This is a genomic window from Microbacterium aureliae (genome assembly GCF_054780155.1).
In genome coordinates this window covers 702,635-727,384 of the sequence record NZ_BAAGWW010000002.1, presented here as the reverse complement: position 1 = coordinate 727,384, position 24,750 = coordinate 702,635, and the positions used below count along the sequence as shown (strand labels likewise).

General features: G+C 72.1%; 20 protein-coding genes. 1 reads left to right on the top strand and 19 read right to left on the bottom strand.

Annotated features, from left to right (window positions below; all coding sequences use genetic code 11):
- Positions 1-44: 44 nt before the first annotated feature.
- Positions 45-1,961, bottom strand: a complete 1,917-nt coding sequence (locus ACYVF4_RS09460; RefSeq protein ID WP_460722042.1) for a DUF4012 domain-containing protein — start codon at positions 1,959-1,961, stop codon at positions 45-47.
- Between the two features lie 441 nt (positions 1,962-2,402).
- Here ACYVF4_RS09460 and ACYVF4_RS09455 point away from each other — a divergent pair, with 441 nt between their 5' ends.
- Positions 2,403-3,302 (top strand): endonuclease domain-containing protein, encoded by a 900-nt coding sequence (locus tag ACYVF4_RS09455; RefSeq protein ID WP_460722040.1) that lies wholly within the window; start codon positions 2,403-2,405, stop codon positions 3,300-3,302.
- Positions 3,303-3,586: 284 nt separating this feature from the next.
- Here the strand turns inward: ACYVF4_RS09455 and tuf are convergent, their stop codons facing one another.
- From tuf to ACYVF4_RS09365, 18 genes are all read right to left on the bottom strand, one after another.
- Entirely contained in the window at positions 3,587-4,780 is a 1,194-nt protein-coding gene (tuf, locus tag ACYVF4_RS09450; RefSeq protein WP_460722038.1) for an elongation factor Tu, read from the bottom strand.
- Between the two features lie 113 nt (positions 4,781-4,893).
- Positions 4,894-7,008 (bottom strand): elongation factor G, encoded by a 2,115-nt coding sequence (gene fusA / locus ACYVF4_RS09445; RefSeq protein WP_460722036.1) that lies wholly within the window; start codon positions 7,006-7,008, stop codon positions 4,894-4,896.
- Between the two features lie 110 nt (positions 7,009-7,118).
- Positions 7,119-7,589, bottom strand: a complete 471-nt coding sequence (rpsG, locus tag ACYVF4_RS09440) for a 30S ribosomal protein S7 (protein WP_460722034.1) — start codon at positions 7,587-7,589, stop codon at positions 7,119-7,121.
- Between the two features lie 5 nt (positions 7,590-7,594).
- The gene (gene rpsL / locus ACYVF4_RS09435; protein WP_018171438.1) at positions 7,595-7,963 is read right to left on the bottom strand and encodes a 30S ribosomal protein S12; all 369 of its coding nucleotides are present in this window, start codon (positions 7,961-7,963) and stop codon (positions 7,595-7,597) included.
- Between the two features lie 274 nt (positions 7,964-8,237).
- Complete coding sequence (locus tag ACYVF4_RS09430; RefSeq protein WP_460722032.1) at positions 8,238-8,483, bottom strand: hypothetical protein; 246 nt, start codon at positions 8,481-8,483, stop codon at positions 8,238-8,240.
- Positions 8,480-9,079: a hypothetical protein gene (locus ACYVF4_RS09425; protein ID WP_460722030.1), complete on the bottom strand. Its 600-nt coding sequence runs from the start codon at positions 9,077-9,079 to the stop codon at positions 8,480-8,482. Before ACYVF4_RS09425 ends, ACYVF4_RS09430 begins: the two co-directional genes overlap by 4 nt.
- On the bottom strand, positions 9,076-9,660 hold the full coding sequence (locus ACYVF4_RS09420) for a hypothetical protein (RefSeq protein ID WP_460722028.1): 585 nt from the start codon (positions 9,658-9,660) through the stop codon (positions 9,076-9,078). The genes ACYVF4_RS09425 and ACYVF4_RS09420 overlap by 4 nt, the downstream gene beginning before the upstream one ends.
- Entirely contained in the window at positions 9,657-10,130 is a 474-nt protein-coding gene (locus ACYVF4_RS09415; protein ID WP_460722027.1) for a hypothetical protein, read from the bottom strand. The genes ACYVF4_RS09420 and ACYVF4_RS09415 overlap by 4 nt, the downstream gene beginning before the upstream one ends.
- Entirely contained in the window at positions 10,127-11,416 is a 1,290-nt protein-coding gene (locus tag ACYVF4_RS09410; RefSeq protein WP_460722025.1) for a hypothetical protein, read from the bottom strand. The genes ACYVF4_RS09415 and ACYVF4_RS09410 overlap by 4 nt, the downstream gene beginning before the upstream one ends.
- Positions 11,416-11,751: a hypothetical protein gene (locus ACYVF4_RS09405; protein WP_460722023.1), complete on the bottom strand. Its 336-nt coding sequence runs from the start codon at positions 11,749-11,751 to the stop codon at positions 11,416-11,418. Before ACYVF4_RS09405 ends, ACYVF4_RS09410 begins: the two co-directional genes overlap by 1 nt.
- A 70-nt stretch (positions 11,752-11,821) precedes the next feature.
- Positions 11,822-12,109: a WXG100 family type VII secretion target gene (locus tag ACYVF4_RS09400; RefSeq protein ID WP_460722021.1), complete on the bottom strand. Its 288-nt coding sequence runs from the start codon at positions 12,107-12,109 to the stop codon at positions 11,822-11,824.
- A gap of 106 nt (positions 12,110-12,215) precedes the next feature.
- Positions 12,216-16,691, bottom strand: a complete 4,476-nt coding sequence (locus ACYVF4_RS09395) for an FtsK/SpoIIIE domain-containing protein (protein ID WP_460722019.1) — start codon at positions 16,689-16,691, stop codon at positions 12,216-12,218.
- Positions 16,688-18,013, bottom strand: a complete 1,326-nt coding sequence (locus tag ACYVF4_RS09390; protein ID WP_460722017.1) for an RDD family protein — start codon at positions 18,011-18,013, stop codon at positions 16,688-16,690. The genes ACYVF4_RS09395 and ACYVF4_RS09390 overlap by 4 nt, the downstream gene beginning before the upstream one ends.
- Before the next feature lie 20 nt (positions 18,014-18,033).
- On the bottom strand, positions 18,034-18,492 hold the full coding sequence (locus ACYVF4_RS09385) for a hypothetical protein (RefSeq protein ID WP_460722015.1): 459 nt from the start codon (positions 18,490-18,492) through the stop codon (positions 18,034-18,036).
- Positions 18,489-19,898 carry a DUF5684 domain-containing protein gene (locus ACYVF4_RS09380; protein WP_460722013.1) on the bottom strand — a complete coding sequence of 470 codons (1,410 nt, stop codon included), beginning with the start codon at positions 19,896-19,898 and terminating at the stop codon, positions 18,489-18,491. The genes ACYVF4_RS09385 and ACYVF4_RS09380 overlap by 4 nt, the downstream gene beginning before the upstream one ends.
- A complete protein-coding gene (locus tag ACYVF4_RS09375) occupies positions 19,895-22,381 on the bottom strand; it encodes a transglutaminase-like domain-containing protein (protein ID WP_460722011.1) in 2,487 nt (828 codons plus the stop codon). Before ACYVF4_RS09375 ends, ACYVF4_RS09380 begins: the two co-directional genes overlap by 4 nt.
- Positions 22,378-23,751, bottom strand: coding sequence for a DUF58 domain-containing protein (locus tag ACYVF4_RS09370; protein ID WP_460722009.1), 1,374 nt, complete (start codon positions 23,749-23,751; stop codon positions 22,378-22,380). Before ACYVF4_RS09370 ends, ACYVF4_RS09375 begins: the two co-directional genes overlap by 4 nt.
- A 16-nt stretch (positions 23,752-23,767) precedes the next feature.
- Positions 23,768-24,733 carry an AAA family ATPase gene (locus ACYVF4_RS09365; RefSeq protein ID WP_460722007.1) on the bottom strand — a complete coding sequence of 322 codons (966 nt, stop codon included), beginning with the start codon at positions 24,731-24,733 and terminating at the stop codon, positions 23,768-23,770.
- Positions 24,734-24,750: the final 17 nt, after the last annotated feature.

Below are 24,750 nucleotides of genomic sequence, written 5' to 3'. Positions count from 1 at the left end.
CATCCCGCCGGTGATCGGCGGAGCCGGGTGCTTCCCGAGCGGTCCTACTTCGAGGCGAACAGCGCGTCGCACCCGGCGTCGATCGTCACGGCGGTGTCGCGTGCCGTGGGCGTGTGCCGCAGGTTGAGCGGACCCAGGTCGCCCTCGGGCAGCTTGATGGTGGCCGACACCGTGACCGTCTCGTCCTTCGGCACGAAGACCGTGCGGCTCACGGCGGTGTTGCCCTTCTCGCGGCCCGCCCGGTCCCACACCGGGGCATCCCCGCTGGCCGGCGTCGTCTGGGTGATCGACGCGCCCGGCGGGGCGAAGAAGAGCACGTCCAGCATGAGGGTCGTGCGCGGCAGGCCGAAGCGGCCGTTCCGCCACCCCAGGGTGTAGTTGCTGCGGATGTCATCGGTGATGCTGTTGTGCAGCGTCATGGTGGTGGTCATGGTCCGCGCGCCGGCGTCGCACGACGCCGAGATGGCCGACGTCAGGTGGAAGTCGAGCTTGCTGACCGAGGAGTTGTTGAGGTACACGCCCACCTGCGTCTGGGACTCGGTGTCGGGGGCCAGCGCGCCGTCCACGCCGAACTCGGCCGCCAGCGCCTGCGCCTCGGGGTCGGTGAACGCGAGGTACACGCGCTGCTCCTCGGCCGAACGCTGCAGGGCGGCGAGCATCTGCATGGGGTCCCAGGACGAGGACGTCAGGTGATCGAAGACACTCTTGGCCGCGCCCTCGAAGAAGAGGTCCGAGGAGCGCGCGTCGGGGTACCGCTCGTACGACTGGCTCAGCAGCATCCGGACCGCATTGTCTGCGGTCAGCGTCTCTCCCGTGGCGAGCTTCACCGGTCCCGCAACCCCGAGCATGTGCGAGAGCACCACCGGGTCGATCGAGATGACGCCGTCGAACGAGGCACCCGACGTGGCATCCCACACCGCCTGGAAGAGCGTGGCCGTCGTGGGGAAGTCCGGCGTGAAGGTGTAGTCCTGCGAGTAGCGGTTGAGCGTCGGCAGGTAGAGCCCCGTCGTCTCGGCGGGGAGCGGCACGTACACGTTGCCGGCGACGCCTGCCTGGTAGAACGTGGTGGAGCTTGCCTGGTCGGCGTAGCCGAGCTTGCCGTCGGTGAACGTCAGGATCATGCTCGCCGCCGGGTTGCCGCCGGTGGCGCGGATCTCGGCGTTGTTCTGGAAGATCACCAGGTAGGTCTTCTTGCCGTCCGCGCCCGCGATGTCCAGCAGGGTCGGCAGGTACTTCTCGGCGACACCCAGCGCCGGCGTCGCCTGATCGATGACCGTGGTGATCTCATCGACCGGCTGCGCCACCTGCGGGAGCAGCGACTCCGCCTGCAGCGGCGCGATGACGTCCTTCGCGGCGGCGAAGGCCGCGCGGATCTCGGGGATCGAACCCTGCACCTGCCGGAACGGCTGCAGATTGAGCCCGCCGCCCTCGACGGTGAGCCCGTCCAGATCGACGGCCGTCATGAACTGCAGGCCCGGCGGAAGCGCCTGCTGCACGAGGATGTCGACGGCGCGGGTGACGCGCTGCACGGCATCCACGTTCTGGCCCACGAACGGGACCTTCGCCGCGATGTCCCACAGCGGGCGCTCGACGATGTCGGCCGCGAGCGTGACGTTGGCCGAGATGTCGTCGGCGGTCGCCTGGATGGTCTCGGGATCCTTCTCGCCGAGCCCGGTCGTCAGCGAGGTCAGATCGGCTTTGGCGCGCTCCAGCGCGTTCTGGGCGGTGCGCACCTCGGAGAGGAACTGGAACGCCACGACACCGGCCGCGACGGCCGCGGCGACGAAGACGGCGAGGATGACCCAGGGCCACACCCGACGGCGCTTGCGCGGGCCGCTGCCGTCGACGACGCTCTCGAGCGAGGGATCCAGCTCCTGGGTGTCCCAGAAGTCGTCGAGCGTCGCCGCCCGGCGGGAGCGGCGGGTGGGGCTGTCAGGCAAGCGCGAGGGGGTGTCTGGCACTCAGCCATCGTAATCGGCGCCGGTGTGAGCCCCCGGTGAGCCGCCCCACCGGCATCCGTCGCCGTCGTCCTCGTTCTGCCGCCCGTGTCCGCCCGCGGCGCGGTGCGGTGGCTGGTGTCCGCGCGCGGCGCGGTGCGCCGGCGAGTGTCCGCCCCCGGCGCGGTGCGGTGGCGAGGAGAAATGAGGGAGGGAAGGATGCCGGTGCCCGCCGGGATCCTCTCGAGTGCGAATCTCCTCGCGAAGGGTTCGGAGCGGGCCCCCGGTTTCGCGGAGGGGCGGGCAGAGTCTCCGGTGCGGGCGGGATGGGCAGGCGGGGCGGGCGGGGCGGGCGGGCGGGGTGGGCAGGGTCGAGGTCTCCTCCCCAGGGGGCGGCGCCGGCGGATTCCTCCACAAGGTCGCGTCGGGGGTCAAGACGGTCGGCGTGGCGAGGACGATCGAGCGATGGTGCTCCTCGACCCCGACAGCGACACCCAGCGCCGCCGCACCGCGAGCGCTCGGCGGCGCCGCGACGCGGCGGTGAAGACGCTCACCGAGCTCGGGGGAATCGCGCGCGTCGCTGCACTCAACGACGCCGCGCACTCCCGCCGCACGCTCGACATGCTGCGTGCCGAGGGACGCATCGTCACCGTATGCCGCGGCTGGGTCGCCCTTCCGGGAACCGCGCCCGAGCTGCTTGAGGCGGCACGCCACGGCGTGGTCCTCTCGTGCGTGACGCAGGCCAAGCGCCTCGGCCTGTGGGTGCCGCACGGGCTGTCGGACGCCGAACCCCACGTGGCGGCGCCGGCGCATGCCGGCAAGGCGCACCTGCTGCCCGGCCGGGTGCACTGGGGGCGGCCGGTGATCGCGCGGACTCCGAGCGCCGTCGTCGATCCCATCGAGAACGTCCTGGCCCTCGTCGCGATGTGCCAGCCCTACGAGGACGCCCTGGCCACGTGGGAATCTGCGCTCGCCAAGAAGCTGTTCGAGCCGGCGGCACTGAGCCGGCTCGACCTGCCCGCCCAAGCTCGACGGCTGCTCGACGATGCGGCGCTGTACGCCGACTCGGGGCTCGAGACGATCGTGGATCTGCGCCTACGCTGGCTCGGGCTTCCCCTGCGCCGCCAGGCCATGATCGCCGGTCACCGCGTCGATCTGCTCATCGGCGACCGTCTCGTGCTGCAGATCGACGGCGGTCACCACGTCGGCGCGCAGCGCGACGAGGACAACCGGCACGACGCGCAGCTGCGGCTGCTCGGCTACCACGTGATCCGCGTCGGCTATGCGCAGATCCACTTCCGCTGGCATGAGGTGCAGGATGCCGTGGTGCACGCGATCGCGCAGGGGCTGCACCGCGCCGCGTAACGGGCCTCAGGCCCCGCGCATTGCGGCGCCCGCACCGTGACGGCGTCGTCCGCCTGGCACCTACCGCCGCGGCATCCGCCCGCCCTTGCGGCAACGGCACGCCACAGCATCTGCCCCGCGCAGCGCGCGAGGGCAGGGCAGGAGAAATGAGGCTGGGAAGGATGCCGGGGGCAATCTGCATCCTCAGGAGTGCGCATCTCCTCGCGAAGCGGCCGCGGGGACGCGGGGACGCGAAAGGGGCCGGACCCGAAGGTCCGACCCCCTGAAGCCCCGGAGGGCTCAGATCACTTGAGGATCTTGGTGACGGTGCCGGCACCGACGGTGCGGCCACCCTCACGGATCGCGAAGCCGAGGCCCTCCTCCATGGCGATCGGCTGGATCAGCTCGACCGTCATGTCGGTGGTGTCGCCGGGCATGACCATCTCGGTGCCCTCGGGCAGCGTGATGACGCCGGTGACGTCGGTGGTGCGGAAGTAGAACTGCGGACGGTAGTTCGTGAAGAACGGGTTGTGGCGGCCGCCCTCGTCCTTGGACAGGATGTACGCCGTGCCCTCGAAGTTGGTGTGCGGGGTGACCGAACCGGGCTTCACGACGACCTGGCCGCGCTCAACGTCGTCACGCTTGGTGCCGCGGAGGAGCAGACCACAGTTCTCGCCGGCCCACGCCTCGTCGAGCTGCTTGTGGAACATCTCGATACCGGTGACGGTCGTCTTCTGCGTCGGGCGCAGACCCACGATCTCGACCTCGGAGTTGATGCCCAGGGTGCCACGCTCGGCGCGGCCGGTGACGACGGTGCCACGACCGGTGATCGTGAAGACGTCTTCGATCGGCATCAGGAACGGCTTGTCCTTGTCGCGCACCGGGTCCGGGATGGACTCATCGACGGCGTCCATGAGCTCGACGATCTTCTCGACCCACTCCGGGTCGCCCTCGAGAGCCTTCAGGCCCGAGACGCGGACGACGGGGGCGTTGTCGCCGTCGAAGTCCTGCGACGACAGCAGCTCGCGGACCTCGAGCTCGACGAGCTCCAGGATCTCCTCGTCGTCGACCATGTCGGCCTTGTTCAGCGCGACGAGCAGGTAGGGCACGCCGACCTGCTTGGCGAGCAGAACGTGCTCACGGGTCTGAGCCATCGGGCCGTCGGTGGCGGCGACCACGAGGATCGCGCCGTCCATCTGAGCGGCACCGGTGATCATGTTCTTGATGTAGTCGGCGTGACCGGGAGCGTCGACGTGCGCGTAGTGGCGCTTCGGCGTCTCGTACTCGACGTGCGAGATGTTGATCGTGATACCGCGCTGACGCTCCTCGGGAGCCGAGTCGATCGACGCGAAGTCGCGCTGCACGTTGGTGGCCGACGGGTACTTGTCGGCGAGCACCTTCGAGATCGCTGCGGTGAGCGTGGTCTTGCCGTGGTCGACGTGACCGATCGTTCCGATGTTCACGTGCGGCTTGGTCCGCTCGAACTTGGCCTTAGCCACTGGGTCCTCCTCAGGACTGTCGTGTAGATGGTCCGGGCGCTGGTTTGCGACCGGATCGCTACGGGGATGGTTCTCAGTCTAGTTATGAAGTTGTGTGTCTTCCGAGCGAGTGTTCACTCGCCCTTGGTCTTCTGGATGATCTCGTCCATGACGTTGCGCGGGACCTCGGCGTAGCTGTCGAACTCCATCGAGTACACAGCGCGACCCGAGGTCTTCGAACGCAGGTCGCCGATGTAGCCGAACATCTCGGACAGCGGCACGTTCGCGCGGACCACCTTGACGCCGGCGGCGTCCTCCATCGACTGGATCTGACCGCGGCGCGAGTTCAGGTCGCCGATGACGTCGCCCATGTACTCCTCGGGAGTACGGACCTCGACGGCCATGATCGGCTCGAGGATGACGGGGTTCGCCTTGCGGACCGCCTCCTTGAAGCCCATCGAGCCGGCGATCTTGAACGCCATCTCGGACGAGTCGACGTCGTGCGAGGCACCGTCGATGAGGGTCGCCTTCACGCCCACCATGGGGTAGCCGGCGAGCACGCCGACAGCCATCGCGTCCTGGAAGCCCTGGTTGGTCGGCTCGATGTACTCGCGCGGGATACGGCCACCGGTGACCTTGTTCTCGAACTCGTACGTCTTGTCGGCCGTGACCTCGAGGGGCTCGATCGCGAACTGGATCTTCGCGAACTGACCCGAACCACCGGTCTGCTTCTTGTGGGTGTAGTCATGACGCTCGACGGTCTTGCGGATCGTCTCGCGGTAGGCCACCTGGGGCTTTCCGACGTTGGCCTCGACCTTGAACTCGCGCTTCATGCGGTCCACGAGGATGTCGAGGTGCAGCTCGCCCATGCCCTTGATGACCGTCTGGCCGGTCTCGGCGTTCTGCTCGACGCGGAACGTCGGGTCCTCTTCGGCGAGCTTCTGGATCGCCAGACCCAGCTTCTCCTGGTCGGCCTTGGTCTTGGGCTCGATGGCGACCTCGATGACCGGCTCGGGGAAGGTCATCGACTCCAGCACCACCTGGTTGGCCGAGTCCGACAGGGTGTCGCCGGTCGTGGTGTCCTTCAGACCGATGACGGCGTAGATGTGACCCGCGGTGACCGAGTCGACCGGGTTCTCCTTGTTGGCGTGCATCTGGAAGATCTTCCCGATGCGCTCCTTCTTGCCCTTGGTCGAGTTGACGACCTGGGCGCCGGAGTCGAGGTGACCGGAGTACACGCGGATGTAGGTGAGGCGGCCGAAGAACGGGTGCGTCACGATCTTGAACGCGAGCGCCGCGAACGGCTCGTCGCGGTCGGCGTGACGCTCGATGATGTTCTCTTCGTTCTTCGGGTCGTGCGCCTCGATGGCCGGAACGTCCAGCGGCGAGGGCAGGTAGTCCACGACCGCGTCGAGCATGGGCTGCACACCGCGGTTCTTGAACGCCGAGCCGCACAGCACGGGGTAGACCTCGCTGGAGATCGTCATCTTGCGGATGGCGCCCTTGATCTCCTCGGGCGACAGCTCCTCGCCGCCGAAGTACTTCTCCAGAAGCGCCTCGTCGGATTCGGCGACGGTCTCGAGCAGCTTCTCGCGGTACTCGGCGGCCTTGTCGGCGAGGTCGGCCGGGATCTCCTGGATCTCGTACTTGGCGCCCATGGTCACGTCACCCTTGGCGTCGCCGGGCCACACCAGTGCGCGCATGTAGACCAGGTCGATGACGCCGATGAAGTCGTTCTCGGCGCCGATCGGGATCTGCAGCACGAGGGGCTTGGCCTTCAGGCGGTTGACGATGGTGTCGACCGTGAAGTAGAAGTCCGCGCCGAGCTTGTCCATCTTGTTGACGAAGCAGATGCGGGGGACGTCGTACTTGTCGGCCTGGCGCCACACGGTCTCGGACTGGGGCTCCACGCCCTCCTTGCCGTCGAACACCGCGACCGCGCCGTCGAGCACGCGCAGCGACCGCTCCACCTCGACGGTGAAGTCGACGTGGCCGGGGGTGTCGATGATGTTGATCTGGTTCTTCTCCCAGAAGCACGTCACCGCAGCGGAGGTGATGGTGATGCCACGCTCCTGCTCCTGCTCCATCCAGTCGGTGGTGGCAGCGCCGTCGTGGGTTTCGCCGATCTTGTGGTTGACGCCCGTGTAGAACAGGATGCGCTCGGTCGTCGTCGTCTTGCCGGCATCGATGTGCGCCATGATGCCGATGTTGCGGACCTTGTTGAGGTCGGTGAGCACTTCTTGTGCCACGGGGTGTCCTTACGTCTGGATCGGTACAGGGGGCGTTTCGTCTCGCGGCTTCGCCGCCCGCTCGACGGCCGGATCTCCGGTCGCCGAGCGGGCGAAGCGAGACGAAACGATTACCAGCGGTAGTGCGCGAAGGCGCGGTTCGACTCGGCCATCTTGTGGGTGTCCTCGCGGCGCTTGACCGCGGCACCCAGGCCGTTCGAGGCGTCGAGGATCTCGTTCTGCAGCCGCTCGGTCATCGTCTTCTCACGACGACCCTTGGCGTAGCTGACGAGCCAGCGCAGCGCGAGGGTGTTCGCGCGGTGCGGCTTGACCTCGACCGGAACCTGGTAGGTCGAACCGCCGACGCGGCGGCTCTTGACCTCGAGGGTGGGGCGGACGTTGTCGAGCGCCTTCTTGAGCGTGGCGACGGCGTCCTGGCCGTTCTTGGCCTCGACGCCGCGGAGGGCGTCGTAGACGATCGACTCGGCGAGCGACTTCTTGCCGTCGACGAGGATCTTGTTCACGAGCTGGGTGACGACGGGGGCGCCGTACACCGGGTCGTTGACGACGGGACGCTTCGGGGCGGGACCCTTACGAGGCATCTAACTCAACCCTTCTTCGCGCCGTAGCGGCTACGGGCCTGCTTGCGGTTCTTGACGGCCTGGGTGTCCAGGGCGCCGCGGACGATCTTGTAGCGGACACCCGGAAGGTCCTTCACACGACCGCCGCGCACGAGCACCAGCGAGTGCTCCTGCAGGTTGTGGCCCTCACCGGGGATGTACGCGGTGACCTCGGTGCCGTTGCGCAGCTTCACACGGGCGACCTTGCGCATCGCCGAGTTCGGCTTCTTGGGGGTGGTGGTGTACACACGGGTGCACACGCCCGCCTGCTGCGGGTTCGCCTTCAGCGCCGGCGCCTTGGTCTTCGAGACCTTCGGCGAGCGCCCCTTGCGAACCAACTGCTGAATGGTTGGCACGTTCTCTCCTCAGTAGTGCTGCACGGTGACAGCGTCGTGGTTTCACCACAGATCCACCGTCGCGCCATGACTGTCGCGGTTTCGTGGTGGATATGCCGTGGGGGTGGTCTGTTCGCAGACCGTTCCCTTCAGATCGCGGCGGCCGCGGCTCCCTTCTCGGCACCGGGGCACGTCGCAGGGCGCGCGCGAGCGCACACCCGATCAATGATACGCGGGATGCCGAGGGTCGGTCAAACGCGGACGGGAGGGGTCCCGGCATCCGGTGTCGACGCGGTCAGGCCCGCCGGCGCAGCATCGCCACGGACGCGGCGACCGCGCCGGCGGCGAGCAGCGCGAACACCGTGAAGATGATCGCGGCGACGATCGCCGGCGTCTCGCCGGACCCGGTGCCTCGCCCGGAGGTGTCCACCGCCGTCCCCGCGCCCTCGGCGAACACCGTGATCCACGACGAGACCGCGCCCCAGCCGAGGAACACCAGCAGCAGGGCGCCGAGGACGAGGAGTCCGATCCGCAGGATCATGACGCCGCCTCCGCGGTCGCGACGGGTCCGGCCGTCTCGCGCAGCCGGATCGAGCGGAACAGGGTCTCGAGGACCGGCTCGAGCTCCTCGACGACGGCGGTGTGCTCCTCGATCAGCTCGAGGACGAAGACGCACCCCGCCCGCAGGCCGAGGCAGCGCAGCACGGTGAGGGTGCGTCCGGGGATCTCGGTGAGCACGACGGCCCGCATGGCCACGTCGAAACCGGTGTCCTCCAGCACGGTCACGGTCTGGACGTAGCCGCCGACGCCCGCGCGGGCGAGCTCGGCGAGGTCCTCGGCGGTCGTCGCCTCGGTCGTGGTGACGTAGAGGTGCACCAGCCGCTCGGGGCCGCCGTGCTCGGGCAGGTGCCAGAACCGCTCGATCGGCCCCGGGAGCGGGGGCTCGACCTCGGCCATCGCCCGCGCCGAGTCTTCGAGGCCGTCGCGCACCTCGGCCGGCGCATCCACGCCGCGCGTGAGGGCGATGGCGAGGTCGGCCGCCCAGGCGGCGGCGTCGTCGTAGCCGTTCCACGGGAATGCCAGCGGCACCGGGATCCACACGGTGTGGTCGAGTTCGATCGTGTATTCGAGGTTCATCGCCAGCGGAAGGTCTCCATGATCGTGTCGACGCGCTCGGTCAGCGCGGCGACCATGTCGGCGGACGTGTCGTCCAGGTAGGGGGTGGACGCGAGGAAGACGAGTCCGCGCCGCTCGCCCGGTCCGGGCAGCGGGAAGCCGTAGCCGACCTGCCGGCTGCGGATCTCGGCGATCTCGCCCTCGCCGCGCACCTCTTCCACCCAGCGCAGCACGGTCCCGATCTGCGTCTCGAACCGCTCGACGGGCGCCGAGGTGACGGCGGTGAGCGACCCGGCGAAGTCGATGTGGGCCGGCGCGACGTGCTGCCGGACGGCGATGCTCGCCGTCGGCAGGACGGGGTCGGCGGCTCCCGGAAGGTACACCGCGGTCACGCCGGCGGCCCGGAGCTTGCGCCACTGCACCTCGACGAGCGTGCGCGCCTGCGCGTCGAGGTCGGGACGCGAGAGCTCGCGCATGCGCGCGCTCGTCCGTGCGATCAGCGCCTGCTTTCCCTCGTCGTCGACGAGGTACCGCGCCCAGCCCGGCGGCATCATGATGTGGAAGCCCGTGGGCGACGGCGCGGTGGCGGCCCGGTCGGTCATGACCGACTCCTCTCGACGTTCGTGCTCTCGCCGCGGATGCGCGCGCCGGCGATGACGGATGCCGTCACGACGACGATCAGGGACGCCCCGGTGACCGCCAGCGGCAGGAGGTAGGGCTCGGGCGGCGCACCCTCGTACGCCAGGACCAGGAATCCGGGGGTGACCGCGGCGGCCACAGTGGGACCGATGGCGCCGGTCAGGGCCCCCGCGTCGGCGGCCCGCGCGGTGACCGCCCAGATCACGGCGAGGGCGAGGCCGGCGGCGGCCGGGATCGCCGGCATCCACGCCGGCACGGGGAAGACCGGGAACGGCACGAGCGCCTCCCACGCCGGCGAGGCGCTGCGGGTGACCTGCGCGCCCGCGAACAGCAGTGAGGCGACCAGGAAGACCACGAGGATCCCCGCCTGGACGATCTGGCACGCCAGGTACGCCACCGCGACGGCGCGCAGGGGGGCCGAGCCGGAGGTCACCGTCCCCACGGTACCTGGATGTCCTCCAGCACGGGGATGTCGGGCTGGATGCCGGCGACCCCGACGGCGTCGTTGGCGGTGAACGTGGTCCACAGTCCGGCGTTGAGCAGCTGCTCGCCGCGTCCGGGCAGCGTCCCGGTGGTGCGGACGATGAAGTCGCGGACGGCAGGGTTGGACCCCCACTGCGAGGAGCGCATCGTCTGGAGGAAGTTCTGCACCTGCACCGCCTCGGCGCCCCCCATCGCGATGGAGCGGAACGGGTTGACGAACATGCCCGGTCGCGGCAGAGCGAGCCACGAGCGGACGGGGGCGACGAGCGAGCGCAGGGGCGACACCCATGTCGTGGGCCGGCGCAGTGCGACGGCCGGGATGCCGGAGCGGATGGCGGCGGTGACCGTGCCCCGCCCGGAGCGCACGATCGTCGACAGCACCGGCGCGCCCTTGGAGAGCACCTTGCCGATGCCGAAGGGCAGAAGGCCGACGAGGCTCCAGGCCACGTCGCTGAGGGTCGCGCGGCCGAAGGCGAACTTCAGCGCCGTGAGCGCGACGGTCAGGAGCGTGAGCCCGAGGATCACCATGCCCAGCAGGCCGACCAGTGGCGCGCCGATGATGAGGGCGATGACGCTCAGGACGATCAGCACGATCGCGATGACGTTCAGCGCCGAGTCGACGAACTCCCAGAAGCCGTCGTTGTTGTCGGCGCTGTCCATGGCCTTCTGGATGTCGCCGACGGCGTCGTCGTACGCCTCCGACCACGCCTCGAAGACCTGGTCGAACTCGGTCCACAGGTCGTCCCGCCGCGTGGTCGCCCCGGTGAGCGCGCCGTCGGCGTCGGACACCGCGTCGCGTGCGGCCGACAGCTCGGTCTGCGAGGGGTCGTCCTCCCACGGCCACACCCGCTCGAGCGACTCCTGCGCGTCGACGGCCTCGGCCTTGGCGTCGATGGCCGCCTGGTAGTCGCGCTCGGCCCGCTCGACGTCGTCCTTGTTGTGGCGCAGCCACGACTGGGCGGTGTCGAGGGCGTTGCCGTACCGGCGCAGGGCCCGGCCCGTCTGGTCGTACCGGACGGCGGCCTTCTCGAGGTCGCCGGCGCTCTCGGAGGCCATCTCGGCGAGCTTGTCGGTGCCCTTGCTCTTGTGGATCGAGGAGTCCCCGATGGCCTTCAGCTCGGTCGCGGTGGTGTCCATGACGGCGGCGAGCTTGACCCAGGCGTCCCCGCGCTCCCACACCTCGGCGGCGTTGCCGGCGAGTTGGCGCAGTTCGTGTCCTCCGACCGGCGAGCGCATCAGCCGACCCGGTTCACGGTCGTGGTGGCGGTCTGCTCGGTCGCCGAGGCGAGGTCGGCGGCCGTCGTGGTGTCCCACTCGGTCCAGCCGTCGATGATGCTGCGCAGCTGCTTGTCGATGTTCTCGAGGTTCTCGGTGAGCTTGTCGCGCTTGCCGTTCCAGGCCGACTCGAAGTCGCCGACCTTGTCGCGCAGCGCACTGCGGTCATCGGGGCGGTCGATCGCCGACTCCAGCCCGTTGTTGATCTTCGACGCGTCCTTGAACTCCGCCACGGCCGCGGCGACCCCCGCCTGCGCCTGCCGGAGCCGTTCGAGGTCGAGCATGATGTCGGCCATCGTTCCCCCTGATCGTTGTCTGGAATCCACGACGCGGGCGCCGGCGGTCGCCGGCGCCCGCGGATCGGAGTCAGTTGCCGGCGAGCGCCTGGTCGGTGTCCTTGATCGCCTGCATCATCTTGCGCAGCGACTCACCCATGTCCGAGATGCCCTCGATGGCCTTCTCGAGACCCGTGGTCAGCTCGTTGTAGCCCTCACCGAACTTGCCCGACGCGTGCTGGGTCTTGAAGTCGTCGCCCAGCAGACGGTCGACGTCGCTCTTGAGACGGCGCAGCGTGTCGCCGATCTCTTCGCGACCGGAGTCGAGCTTGCCCGCCATGGCTTCCATCTCGCCGTACGAAGCCTTGAAATCAGCCATTGGAAATCCCCTCCAGAAGTCACCGGTCTCTCCGGCTGAACCCACGCTAACCGAACCCTCCGAAAGAGCCGATGGGGAGGAATACCCATCCCCGGGTCCGCCGGCCTCAGCCGGTCACGAGCGGCAGCTGCACGGTGACGATCCGCCCGTTCTCGACGAACAGGCCGCGTCCGGCCGGATACTCGTGCCGCTGCACCTTGGGGAAGGGCAGCTTGAACAGCGCCTCGCCATCGTACGAGTCCGGCCGCAGCGCCACCCCGTGACGGCCCGCCTTCAGCTCGCCGATCAGGCCGAACCCGCTGCCGAGCTGCGCGACGTCGCCGTCGGCCACGAGGAAGTGATCGCTGCGGTTGACCGCCTGGAAGAGCTCCTTGAGGGGCCGCTCGGCGTCGGTGTCGCTGAACTCGGTGACGTTCTCGACGACGATGACGATCCGCCCGGCCGCGGGCTCCTGGCCCACCAGTTCCTTGAGCTCCTTGGCGAGGGCCCGCACCTCGTCGATCTGGGACTCCGCGCGCTCCCAGGCGCGGTGGTCGCGGAGCGCCGCGCGCCGGCCGCCGATGTGGAAGAGGCGGACGGCGGGGTCGAAGCGCTCGAGAGCGGTGAGGATGCCCCGCACCGCCGTGGTCTTGCCGCTCTGCGGGGGTCCGGCGACCACGAACGTCCCGATCGGCTCGAAGCCCTTCGGGCCGAGGGTGTCGTCGCCGATGCCGAGGACGGGGAGCTCCCCCGCCCGCGCGGGCAGCCGTTCCGGATCGAGGTCGGTGGGGAGGGAGCCGACGTTCCCGGCCTCGACCGCGCCCGCGGACCGCAGCGCCTGGGCGAACGCCTCGGCGGCGGCGTTCTGCTCGGCGACATTCGTGGTGCCGCCGATGACGGCGACCTGCGTCTCGAGCCCGTCGACGATGGCGCGCCCGGGAACGCTCCGCTCGTCCAGGACATCCTTGGGCACCCCGAGGATCGAGTACGCCCCCTCGTCGCTCATCCGCAGCACGATGCGCTTGGTGACGTTGGCGCTGACGGCGGTGGGGACCGCGCCGTAGCGGTCGGCGGTGGCGACCACGTGCACGCCGAGCGGCCGGCCCTCCCCCAGCATCCGCATGAAGATCGCGTAGAACGGGGCGCGGCTGGACGTGGTCTCCCAGTCCTGCTTGAACACCCCGAACCCGTCGATGAGCACCAGGATCCGCGGCTCGGCGGTGTCCCCGGTGATCGTGCGGTACTCGCTCAGAGTGGCGGCATTGACCGCCGAGAACCGCTTCGCGCGGTCGTCGAGGACTCCCCGCAGGGTGCGCAGCAGCCGCTGCACGCGCTCGGTGTCGTCGCCCGAGACGATCGAGCCGACGTGCGGCATGATCTCGAGCGACCGCAGAGACCCGGTGCCGAAGTCGATGCCGTACACCGAGGCCCGGCCGAGGTCGGGGCGGGCCCCCGCCCCGATCGCGACCGTGCGCAGGGCCGCCGACTTGCCGGCGCCGCTGGTGCCGTAGACGAGCATGTGGCCGTCGGTGTCGGGTGTGAAGAACACCGCCTCCTGCAGCTGGCGCTGCGGGATGTCGGCCAGGCCCAGCGGGATGCGCCCGTCGCCGTCCAGCGGCAGGTCGCGCAGGTCGATCGTGGTGGCGAGGTCGTCGAGCCACGGGCGGCGCGGGGCGGGGATGCCGGCCTCCTGCGCCGCGTGGACGAGGTTGGCCACGAGGCGCTTCTGGTCGTTCGGCCCGAGGTCCTCGTCGTGGGTGTCGGAATCCCGCTCCCCCTCGGACTCCCACAGCGTCACCGACCCGAAGCGCAACTCGGCGACCCGCACCTGCGCCCGCGCGGGCTCCTCGGTCGTCCAGCCGCCGGCGTAGCCGGACTGGAAGGGGACCAGTCGTCCCGGACCGGTCTTGGCGATGCCGCGGCCGGGGAGGGAGGGGTCGAACGTCGAGGCGACGACATCGCCGACGACGTCCTGGGAGTCGGCGGCGTCGGCCATCCGCAGGGCCACCCGCAGGTTCGTGTTCGCCCGCAGGTTGTCCTTGATGACGCCCGCCGGCCGCTGGGTGGCCATGATGAGGTGGATGCCGAGGGAGCGGCCCCGCTGAGCGATGTCGACGACCCCGTCCACGAACTCCGGGACCTCGGTGGCGAGCGCGGCGAACTCGTCGATGACCAGGACGAGCGCGGGCGGCGTCTCGGGGTCCTGCCGCTTCTCGAGCTCGAGCAGGTCCTTGGCCTTCTTGCGGTTGAACAGGTGCTCGCGGTGGTGCAGCTCGGCACGCAGGCTCGTGAGCGCCCGGCGTACGAGGTGCGGGCTGAGGTCGGTGACCAGGCCCACGGTGTGCGGCAGGTCCACGCAGTCCGCGAAGGCGGACCCGCCCTTGTAGTCGACGAAGAGGAAGGTCACCCGGTCGGGGCTGTACTCGGCGGCCATGCCGAGCACCCACGCCTGCAGGAACTCCGACTTGCCCGACCCGGTGGTGCCGCCGACGAGGGCGTGCGGCCCCTGGGTGCGCAGATCCAGGGTCATCGCGTCGGGACTGCCCTGGCCGACGTAGGCCTTGAGCGTGCCGGCCCGCTTCAGGCGAGGACGGGGCCCGCGCGTGCGGTCGATGACGGAGTTGTTCTGCCGCCACCGCTCCACCGCGGCCTGCGGCTCGGTGGCCATGTCGCCGCCGATGAGGCGCAGCAGCGAGACGCTGGCCGGCAGGTCGGACGAGTCCGCGGCGACCGAGCTGGAGTCCACGACCGGCGCGAGGCGCTTGGCGAAGATCTCGGCGTACTCGCGCGAGACGCCCTCGATCGCGACGTCCTGCGCGCGCTGACCGGCGCGCACCCAGCCGACGACGGCGTCGTCGAGACCCTCGGTGACGTCGATGAAGGTGCGGCACGAGGCCGGGAGCGACTCGACGGTGGGGGCGACGAAGATCGTGTAGACACCGGCATCCGGCCCTCGTTCGATCACCTGGGTCAGTCGCGGCCGGTCGACGGGGGCGTCATGCGTGACGAACAGCACGAGCGAGACGTCGCCGACCGTCGCGCCGCTGTCGGCCTGCTCGCCGACGTACTTGCCGAGCGACATCGAGGCGTTCTTCTCGGCGAGGGGGCCGCGCCGCGTGGCGGAGCCCGACAGCCGCTCGAGGATCGCCTCTTCGAGGCCGTTGAGCAGCGCGGTGCCGGCGGACTGGCTGTCTGCGAGCGCCATCTCGGCGAACGGCGACCGTGGGCTGGTGGTGTGCGGCAGCCACTTCATCCACTCCATGTCGCCCGTCCAGCCGGGGTCGACGATGGCGGCGGTGACGACCTCGTTGGGGGCGTGCAGCCCGAACAGCTGCACGCCGAGGCCGCGCACGACGTCGGCGGCGTACTCGCGCGGCCCGGCGATGCCGATGGCACCCGCAGACGGCAGCAGCTCGATCACCGGGACGCCCTCGATGGTGGCGAAGCGCTCCCGGACGCGCGAGACCTCGCCGGCGTACTGGGCGATGCCGCGCTGATCCGTGGGCTCCTGCACGGTGTTGCGGCTGGTCCCGGTCCCCACGCCCAGGCGCAGGCACAGGAAGTTCCAGTGCTCGGGGCGCCTCGTCCACAGCAGCGGGCCGAGCCCCGTGGCGTCCTCGTACACGGTGGCCGTCGCGGGTGCCTCGGCCCGACGGCGTTCCCGCTCGACGCCCTCCTCGTGCGCGAGGGTGTCCTCGAGCTCCTCGAGCTGGGCCTCGAAGGTCTCGATCTCGAGCCGCAGCTTCTTGCCCTGCTGCGTGCGCTGCCCGATGAAGTTGCCCAGCATCATCAGCGGCGCCATCGCGACGATCAGCAGCGAGGTGGGGCGCTGCGTCAGCGCGAACATGCCGAGGCCCAGCAGCACCGGGGCCATGATCATCGGCCAGGGGAAGATGCGGGGGTCGGCCTCGGTCGGGATGATCGGATGCCGGAACTCGCGGCCCGCGTAGCGGTCCTCGACGCGCGGCGAGCGGTTGAACATCAGGGCGCCGCCCCGCTCGAGCACCCGCGCCTCGCCGGCGCGCGGCACCAGCTCGAACGACACCTCGGTCGCGCCGATCGTGATGGTCTTGCCGGGGATGACCCGCACGCGCTGCACGAGCCCGCCGTCGACGAGGAGCCCGTTGGCGGAGTTGAGGTCGATCAGCTCGATGCCCTGGTCGACCTCGACGCGGGCATGGCGCTTGGACACGAGGGGATCGTCGAGGATGACCTGGGCGGGCGCGACGCGCCCGATGACCGTCGCACCTGCCGAGAGGGCCACGGTCCGCCCGGCCTCGGGGCCGCTGCGGATGCGCATGAGCGCCGCCGCGGGGCCGCCCGCCTCGGCGGCGGGCACGGCGGGGACGATCGACGCGTCGAAACCCGAGCCCAGGGGCGCCTCGCCCACGAGCGCCGCGGGATCCAGCTGGACGGCGCGTCCTGCGGGAGGCGCGACCAGCAGCGTCGGCACCTCGCTGGCGTTGACGCCGCCCGCCCCGGCCAGGGCGTCGCCCTCGCTCAGCGCACGCGCGACGTCCTGCACGGTGGCGGTGGCGTCGGCGGTGACGAGGACGTCGACGGAGTGGCCGACGCCGCGGCGGAGTCCGAGCTTGAGCTTCACGAATCGGCACCTCTCGCAATGACCGTGAACGAACGGCCGCCCACCCGGACGGTCCAGCCCGCGGGGGCGCGCATCGCCTGATCGGCGGGCACGTCGATGCTCTCCCCCTCGGGACCCTCGAGCAGCGTGCCGTTGCGCGAGGCGCGGTCGCGGACCCACACGCCGTCGGCATCCTGCCCGAAAGCGGCGTGCGTCTTGGACATGAGCCGCTCCGGGTCCTCGAGCCGCACGAGCGCGTCGACGTTCTCGCCGGGCACCGCCTCGGGATCGCGGCCGAGCAGCCCGAACACCGGCACGCGCACGAGCGAGCCGTCGTCGAAGCGGACCACCTGCTGAGCGCGCCGCGTCGCGGCGGCGGGGGCGGCGGCACCCGCCGGGAACGCCACGTCGGGAGCTGGCGCCGGCGCGGCCGGCGCGGCGGGGGGGGCGGCGGCACCCGCCGGGAACGCCACGTCGGGAGCTGGCGCCGGCGCGGCCGGCGCGGCGGGGGCGGTCTGGGCGGGTGGGGCGGCAGCAGCGGCCGGCACCGCCGCGTCCGCCGGCGAGACCCCCGGGACGCCGTCGATGAGCGCCGGCTCGGGCACGGCGTGCGCGAGAGACCACCGCGCACCGGTGCCGCCGGGCCCGACGACGCCCGAGCGGGAGCGGTCGTCCGGAATGCGCAGGCCGTCCTCGACGCCGATCCCCGACGCCATCGACGGCAGCTTCTCGTCGAGGTCGTCCCGGCGCGGCCGCAGGGCGCGGCGGGCGTGGCGCAGCGCCTTGGCATCGAACGGGTCCAGGCCCGCGCGCGCATCGATGAGCCAGCACCGGCCGACACGGTCCAGGATGCTGCGCCCGCGGCGCTCGGGATCCCACAGCCCCGAGGCCAGCAGCACCGCGGGACCGGCGACCGGGACGACGCCGCTCACCCACAGCACGAGGGCGCGCAGCAGCACCCGCCGGACCCCGGGCCTGCCGAAGCCGTCGACCGCGACCGACCGCAGGCGCATGGCGGCCTTGCCGGTGGTCACCCCGCGGCGGCCGTGGACGATCAGCTGGATGAGCCCGAACAGCGTCGCGGCGCCCGCGCCGGCTGCCACGAGGACCACCGGAAGGATGCCGGCGGCGCCCTCGGCGCGAAGGATCAGGGCGCCGGCGACAGCCGGCGAGGCCAGCGCGGCGTAGATGACGGCGTCGATCGCGAAGGCGAGGGACCGCACGCCGGGCGGGGCCGGGACGAGTCCGAGCCGGGCGGCGACGGCGGGGTCGGCGTCCTCGAGATGATCTGCCGGTGGCTCGTCGGGGCCGGGAAGGGGCGGCGCGGCGGCGAGATCGGTCATGTCATTCCTCGAGAAGCGCGTCACATCGTCAGCAGAACCAGCAGTGCGAGCGCGGTGAGGACGACCCCCGCGCCCACGATCACTCCGACGACAATACGTCGTCGCGCGCGTGCGCGCGCGCTCCGCCGCGCGGCCTCGTGGTCGACGGCCGGGCCCCCCGAGCGCGGCGGGGCCGGACGTGGGCGCTCCACGCGGACGACGTCGTCGGGTCGCGGGGCGCGCGGCGAGCGCAGGGCCTGGGCATCGGGGACGACCGCCCGGCTCGCCCCGGACTCCGGCTGCGCGGGGGGCTCGGACGCGCGCCGGCGCCCGGTCTGCGTCGTCGCCGGCGCCGTGTCGGCCGACTCCCGGCGGGCCGAGCGGATCGTCCGCTCCGCCCCTCGCGACGACACGATCGTGTCGTCGGCGGGAGCGTCACCCCCGGGGGCCGCGGCGCGCGGGACGCGCCGCGAGATGACGGTGTCGTCGTCCGGGTTCATCGCCCGTGGTGGTCGTCCGTCACCAGGCGCACCTCGGCGTCCCCGACCAGCAGCGTGGCCGATGCCGGGTGCGAGGTGCCGGGTGCGATCTCGGTCTCGGCGCCGTCGGGCCCCACGAGCACCGTGCCGTTGGTGGAGTGCAGGTCCACCACGCGCCACAGCTCGCCGTCCTTCTCGAGCCGCAGATGAGTCTTGGAGACCGTGCCGTCGTCGATCTCGACCAGCTGCGCCCCGGGGAAGGCCGAGGACCGCGCGGGCCGGCGGCCGACGAGCACGACCTCTTCGGTGAGGGGCACGTGCGCCCCGGTGGGGAGGACGAGCGCCCACGCCATCCGGCGGCGGCTGGCGATGACGGTGTGGTCGATGTCGTCGGGGATCCCCGGCATGGCGAACTGCGCCGACACCGACGACAGCGCCGATCGCGGCGTGCCCGACGTGGGAGCGCCGGCGACCGCCGACACCTCGCCGGACGCCTCGGGGAAGCCGTCGGGGTCGGGAAGCGGCGAGCGCGCCGGGGACCAGGGCTGCGCGTCCGGGCGCGCCGGAGCGCGCATCACGGGCGGCGCGAAATCCCCGGATGCCGCTTCCGGCGCCGCCCCGGCCGCCCGGGCGGGCGGGGTCTGGGCGGGCGGGGTCTGGGCGAGGTGCGCCGGTTCGGCGGGTCGCGCCGGATACGCCGGCTCGGCCGGACGCGCCGGGCGGCCCGGCACCGCCGCGATGGGCTCGGGAGCACCGCTGATGGCGCCGGTCACCTCGTCGGCGCGGTCGGCGTCCGCCCAGGACGCCGGCATCGCCGGCGCAGGCGTCGGAGCCCACTCGGCCGATGCCGGGCGCGCAGGCGGCGCGGCCGGGCGCGCGGCAGCCGCCGGCGGGTCGGCGGGTGCGGCCGGCCGGCCGGCCTGACCCGGCAGCGGCGCGGGTCTGGCCAGCACCACCGGCGCCGAGTCGGCAGGCGGCGTCCCGAACAGCGGACCGGGGGTGCGGGGCGGCGGAGTGAGTGCGGCGTCGCCGGTCCGGCGCGGCCCGGCCGCGTCGGTGCCGAGCCAGCGCGCCGGCCCGAAGCCGACGATGGTCGCCCACACCGGCAGCAGGAGCGCCGCGAGCACGGTCATCCCCACGCCGAGCCCGAAGGACGCGTTGATGCGGTGGCACGCCACGATCAGGGCGATCCACAGCGCCACCGGGCCGAGGAACGGAAGGAAGATCAGCAGCACCAGCCAGCCGGACATGCCGCCCAGCTGCAGCAGCGTGAAGACGTTCAGGAAGGGGATCCACGCTTTGAAGGCCTCTTCGCCGCTCTTGCGGAAGACCGCGCTCAGGGCGACGGCGAGCCACACGTACAGCACGATCGACAGCAGCGTCGAGGTCCAGACGATCGTGGTCAGCGCAGAGGTGTCGGTGCTCATGGCTCTGGTCGCACGCGGGCGGCGCGCTTCCCCCTCTCGGCGAGGCGTTTGGCGGCACCGGCGGGCGCCGCGGGGCGGACGAACGATCTCAACGATACGGTCATGGCGAGCCGGCGCCAGAACCCTTGCGCGCGGGCCAAGGTGCGTCTCTCGTCGTCGACGATGCGCCAGAAGGCCGCCGCGTCCTCGTCGCCGAGGGGCACGTCCGAGAACACCGCGCGGTCGGCGGCGGTCGCCAGGCGCGTGCCGGCGGGTGTCGCGAAGGCGGTCGCGAGCTCGGTGCGGGTGGCGCGGGCGGGGGCCTGGCGCCCGGCATCCACCGCCGCATCGACGTACTCGTCCCAGCCGCCGGCGACGCGCGCGACGGGACCGGCGGCACGTCGGCGCGCCCGGCGCCGGACGGCCTTGGCCAGCAGCACGACGGCGAACGGCCCCGCCACCAGCAGCAGGATCAGCACCCCGATCGCCGCGGCCCGCACCGCCGCCCAGAGCGCCGTCAGATCTGCGCCGTCGTCGGCGACGTCGTCGCCCCGCGCGCCGGAGTCCTCTTGCAGCGAGTCGGGCGGGACGACCTCTTCGACGGCGTCGGGGCGGACCTCGGTGACGTTCTCGGGATCACGCTGCTCGGTGACCTCGAGCGCGGGCGACTGCGCGTGCTGCGGCGTGACGTCCACCGGCACCCACGTGCCGTCGACGTCCTGCACCTCGGTCCAGGCGGTGATGTCCTGCGCACGGCACACGCCCTGCTCGCACACGGCGAGCCCCGGATCGTCGGTCCACAGGCGCGCACCCACCACCACGCGGGAGGGGAAGCCGAGCTCGCGCGCGAGGAGCGCGGTCGCCACGGCGAACTGCTCGTCGTCTCCGACGGCGGCCACATACGACCCGGATGCCGCGGCCCGGGGATCCGCCTCGCGTTCGAGCAGCCGCGTGAACATCGCCTCGATGCGGGCGAGCGAGTGACCCGCCGCGCTCGGCTGGAAGGCGTAGTCCTCGAGCGCGGTCATCCACACGGCGGGCTCCTCACCCACCGACAGCGCGTGGCTGAGGTAGCCGCGGTCGCGCAGGAGGGCGACGGCGCCGGCGAGGGCCGCCCCGGACTCGTCCGCCTCGCGGCGCTCCAGCCACGTGCGCAGCGCGTCGGGCGTCTTGTCGCCCGCCGCCACCCCCGGCGCCGCCGACGCCGCGAGATCGGGCACCGCCGGCTCCACGGCCTCCACGTGCACGACGTCGCCCGCCGCCAGGCCGCCGCCGGCGGTCTGCACGCCCGCGGCGGCGGCGGGGTTGTAGTAGAAGCCGTCGGCGAGCTCGGCGGCCCGGGGACCCTCGAACCGCACGGAGCCGAGGCGGCCGGCCGTCGGCATCCAGATCCCCAGCGAGTCGTTCATCGTCACGGTCATCTCGACCGGGTCGCCCGGCCCGGCATCGAGCCGGGCCGGGACGCGCTCATACCGCGCGTCCTGGGCGGCGGCTGCTCCCCCGGCGCGGAAGACCGTGCCGTCGTAGTCGTCGAGGGTGGCCAGCCGGACCCGCTGCGGGAGCACGCCGTCCGCCGCCTCGACGGTGAACAGCACATCGTCGGCGCGGTCGTCGGCGAACAGGGACCGGTACTCCACCAGCGGGCTGATCGCGCGGGCCAGCGCGACCTCGGGACCGGTCGCCGCGCGCAGCACCTCGCGCTCGGTGCCGCGCGCCGCGAAGGGCACCACCGCCACGGCCACCACGAGCGCGGCGACGACGATGCCGGCGCCCAGAGCGGTGCGGCGGCGGTCTGCTCCCGAGGACCTGCGCGAGGTCCGCAGCCCGCCCGCCTCGACGGCGCGCGCGAGCGCCCGCATCCGCTCGTCGTGGCTGCGCCACGACAGCCACAGCAGTCCCGCCACCAGGGTTCCCGCCCCGATCGCGGTCTCGCGCGGCGCGGGCAGCGCGACGCCCGCCGCCACGAGCGGGTCGCTGACCTCGCGGCTGCCGAACAGCAGCCCGAACGCCACCATCGCGATCGACACCGCCACGGCGGCGTAGGCGAGGCGACCCGGACGCCACGCCAGGCGCAGCAGGGCGCACGTCCCGACGAGGAAGACGGCGAAGGCGGGCACGAGAAGGTTCCGGTAGGTGCCGACGGGCAGGTCCACCGTCAGCAGGTCCTTGCCGCCCGTGACCAGGCCCGCCCCGAGGTCGAGCAGGCCGCGGGCGAACCCGGCGGGATCGGTCGCCTGGGACGGGACGGCCAGCGGCACGCCGAGGACGGCGAAGACGACCAGCAGCGCGGCGGCCGTCGCCCACCCGCCCCACTTCAGCCGCGCCGTCACGGCGGCGACGATCACCGCGGCCGCGACCGCCCCGCCGGCCGTGACCGCGAGCCACCCCGTGCGGTACACCGGCCACGCCGACGCCGCGGCCAGCAGCACGGTGGCCGCGGCGAACGCCGACCCCGCGATCACCCGCGCCCCGGCGGCTCCGCGCTCCGCGGCATCCGCCCTCACGATGCCGCCCCGCGCAGCAGCAGGCCCGACAGGTCGTCGGGGGTGCCCACAGTGAGGACGGTCATCCCCGGCAGCGACTGCATCCGCGGGTGGGCGCGCTCGTCGCAGACGACGGCGACGACCACGGTGTCGCCTGAGAACGCCAGCGCCGCCTGCTGCAGGACCGGGAGCCCGACCGGCGACCCGGCCACGATGACCGCCACCGACAGCTGGGCGCCGCTCTCGGCGACGGAGCGGCACACCTCGGCGACGCCCATCGTGCTCTCGAGCTGCGCCGTGGCGCTGAACCCGTCCAGCAGGGTCCGCGCCGAGGTCGACGGCAGGTGGCGCAGCGCCCGCAGCCGCCCGCGGACGGCACGCGGGATCTCGCTGCCGGTGACCACCGCGACCTCGCGCGCATCGCGGACCGCCCGCAGCCCGAGGGACGCCGCGCACGAGACGGCGAGCTCGAACTCGTCGGCATCCAGGTACTCCGCCTCGGCGACGCCGAGCACCACCGCCATGCGCGAGCGGCGCGACTCCTCGTACTGGCGCACCATGAGCCGCCCGGTCTTGGCCGTGGACCGCCAGTGGATCTGCCGGCGGGCATCCCCGGGGGCGTATTCGCGCAGCGCGTGGAACGACATGTCCGCGTCGACGAGGCGCCGCGTGGGGCTCCCCTCGAGGTCGCGGATGAGACCGGCGCTCATCGAGGGCAGCGGCACGGTCCTCGGGTGGACGTACAGGTCGTGCACATCGGCGAACGCGTGCTCGCGCCGCAGCAGCCCAACCGGGTCGCCCCGCACGGTCGTCACCGGGCCCACCCGGACGATGCCGCGCCGCAGCGCCGGGATCTCGAACGGCTCGGCGACGTGGTGGCCGGGCCGCAGCAGGGGCACGCCGAACTCCACCAGCCCAGACCCCACCGGGATGTCCAGGCGCCCGGGCAGCGCGGGGCGGCGACCGGTGTTGCGCACGACGATCCGCCCCGTCACGCCGTCGCCCGCGACGACCCGCTCATGGGCGAGCGTGAGGTCGACGTCGTACGCGCGCGCGCCGAAGAGGAACGGCACGGCGGCCAGCAGCAGCAGAACGGATGCAGTCCCAGCCGTGAGCGCTTCGACCCACCCGAACAGCCATCCGAGGGCGAGCCCCGCGGTCGCGGCGAGCGCCACGAGCACGCCGGCGGGTCGGATCGTGCGGGCGCTCCACTCCGTCGCCCGCACCAGGGCCTCGTCGACCACGCGCGACGCCTCGGTCCACCCCACGACCGCGCGGACGAGGGCGCGGTCGCGACCCGGCGCGGCGATCGCGGTCGCCGTGACGTCGGTGCGCCCGGCGGTGGTCGCCCCCGCCGAGGTGCGGGTGAGGCGGGATTCGGTCAGGCTCATGCGGCCTCGGGCGCGCTCATCCGGCCTCGCGGCGGCGAGGGGGCTCGACATCCAGCAGCACCTGTCCGATGACGGCCTCGGGGGTCACGCCGTCGAACTCCGCTTCGGGATGCAGGATCAGCCGGTGGGCGAGCACGGCCACCGCGAGCGCCTTGACGTCGTCGGGCGTGGCGAAGGTGCGCCCCTGCGAGGCCGCGCGGGTCCTCACCGCCCGGGTGAGGGCGAGAGCCCCGCGGATGCTGACCCCCAGCCGCACCTCGTCGGCCGACCGCGTCGCGTCGACCAGCCGCGCGATGTAGTCCAGCACGAGCGCGTCGACGTACACCTGGGCTGCGAGGTCGGCCATCCCCACCAGCGACTGCGGGCTGATCACCGCCTCCAGGTCCGCCGTGGCGACGGCGGCGCCGTCCAGGATGCGGACGGTGGCGGCGTGATCGGGGTAGCCGAGCGAGGTCCGCATCATGAACCGGTCCAGCTGCGCTTCGGGCAGCCGGTAGGTGCCGGCCTGCTCGACCGGGTTCTGCGTGGCCAGCACGAGGAAGGGCACACCCACCGGGCGGCTGACGCCGTCGATGGTCACGCGTCCCTCCTCCATGACCTCCAGCAGCGCCGCCTGCGTCTTCGGGCTCGCGCGGTTGATCTCGTCGGCCAGCACGATGTTGGCGAACACCGGTCCGGCGTGGAACTCGAAGACGCCCTGCTTCTGGTCGTAGACGCTCACGCCCGTGATGTCCCCGGGGAGCAGGTCCGGGGTGAACTGGATGCGTGTGTTGGTCCCCCGCACCGACTGGGCCATCGCCCGGGCCAGCGACGTCTTGCCGGTGCCGGGGACGTCCTCCAGCAGCACGTGCCCCTCGCTCAGCATCGCCGTGAGCACGAGTTCGACCACGCGCCGCTTGCCGAGGAGGGCGCGCTCGACGTTGTCGGCGAGCTGGGCGAACGTGCCGGCGAACCACGTGGCCTGTTCTGCGGTGATGCTCATGCGCGAAAGTTCCTCAG